This window comes from Hydrogenophaga sp. (genome assembly GCF_051007235.1).
In the GTDB taxonomy this organism is placed as follows: Bacteria; Pseudomonadota; Gammaproteobacteria; order Burkholderiales; family Burkholderiaceae_C; genus Hydrogenophaga.
Genome location: NZ_JBPCSJ010000252.1, coordinates 1 through 1,149, shown reverse-complemented (window position 1 = coordinate 1,149; position 1,149 = coordinate 1). Strand labels below are relative to the sequence as shown.

Sequence of the window (1,149 nt, the reverse complement as noted above, 5' to 3'; positions counted from 1 at the left end):
GGGCAAGATGGCGGCCGCGCAGGCGCAGGCTCGCGTGGCGCGCCTGGCGCTGACAACCAACTGGCGCGAGCTGGCGCGGGCCGACCTGGTGATCGAAGCGGTGTTCGAAGACCTCGCCGTCAAACAGGCCGTCTTCCAGAAGATCGACGCCCACGCGCGCCCCGGGGCCGTGCTGGCCACCAACACCTCCTACCTCGACGTGGACGCCATCGCCAACGCCACCGCGCGCCCGCAGGACGTGCTGGGCCTGCACTTCTTCAGCCCGGCCAACGTCATGAAGCTGCTGGAGGTGGTGCGCGGTGCGCAGACCGCGGCCGACGTGCTCGCCACCGGCATGGCGCTGGGCAAGCGGCTGCGCAAGCTGCCGGTGCTGTGCGGCAATGCCTTCGGCTTCATCGGCAACCGCATCTACAACGCCTACCGCCAGCAGTGCGAGTTCATGCTCGAAGACGGCGCCTGGCCCGAAGACGTGGACCAGGCCTTGCAGGCCTTTGGGTTCGCCAGGGGCCCGTTCAGCGTGGCCGATCTCTCGGGCCTGGACATCGCCTGGCGCATGCGCAAGGCCCAGGCCGCCACGCGCGACCCGCGCACGCGCTACGTCGCCATCCTCGACCAGCTGTGCGAGCAGGGCCGCCTGGGCCGCAAGACCGGCGCCGGCTACTACACGCACACCGACGGCCGCCAGGACAAGACCACCGACACCACAGTGCGCGGCATCATCGAAGCGGCCTCGGCGCAACGCGGCATCACCCGCCGAACGCTGGCCGCGGCCGAGATCCAGCGCCGTGCGCTGCTGGCCATGGTCAACGAAGCGGCGCTGCTGCTGGCCGAGGGGGTGGCCCAGCGCGCCAGCGACATCGACGTGGTGCTGGTGCAGGGCTACGGCTTCCCGCGCTGGGAAGGTGGCCCGGTGTTCTGGGCCCGCCAGCAGGACCGCACGCCACTCGAACAGGACCTGCAGCGCCTGGCCGCCGAGGCTGGCCACGGCTTCCGTCTGGCCGATCTCACACCCTTGCTCAACCCCTGAATCTTTCGGAGACCCACCATGACCCAAGCCTTCATCTGCGACGCGATCCGCACCCCGTTTGGCCGCTACGGCGGCGCGCTCAGCTCGGTGCGCACCGACGACCTGGCCGCCATCCCGCTGCG

General features: G+C 70.7%; 1 protein-coding gene. It reads left to right on the top strand.

The features are described 5' to 3' along the window. The coding region (locus ACR2JA_RS09095) for a 3-hydroxyacyl-CoA dehydrogenase NAD-binding domain-containing protein (protein ID WP_434008772.1) at nt 1-1,027 on the top strand (1,027 nt) is incomplete at its 5' end. Between the last annotated feature and the right edge of the window lie 122 nt (nt 1,028-1,149).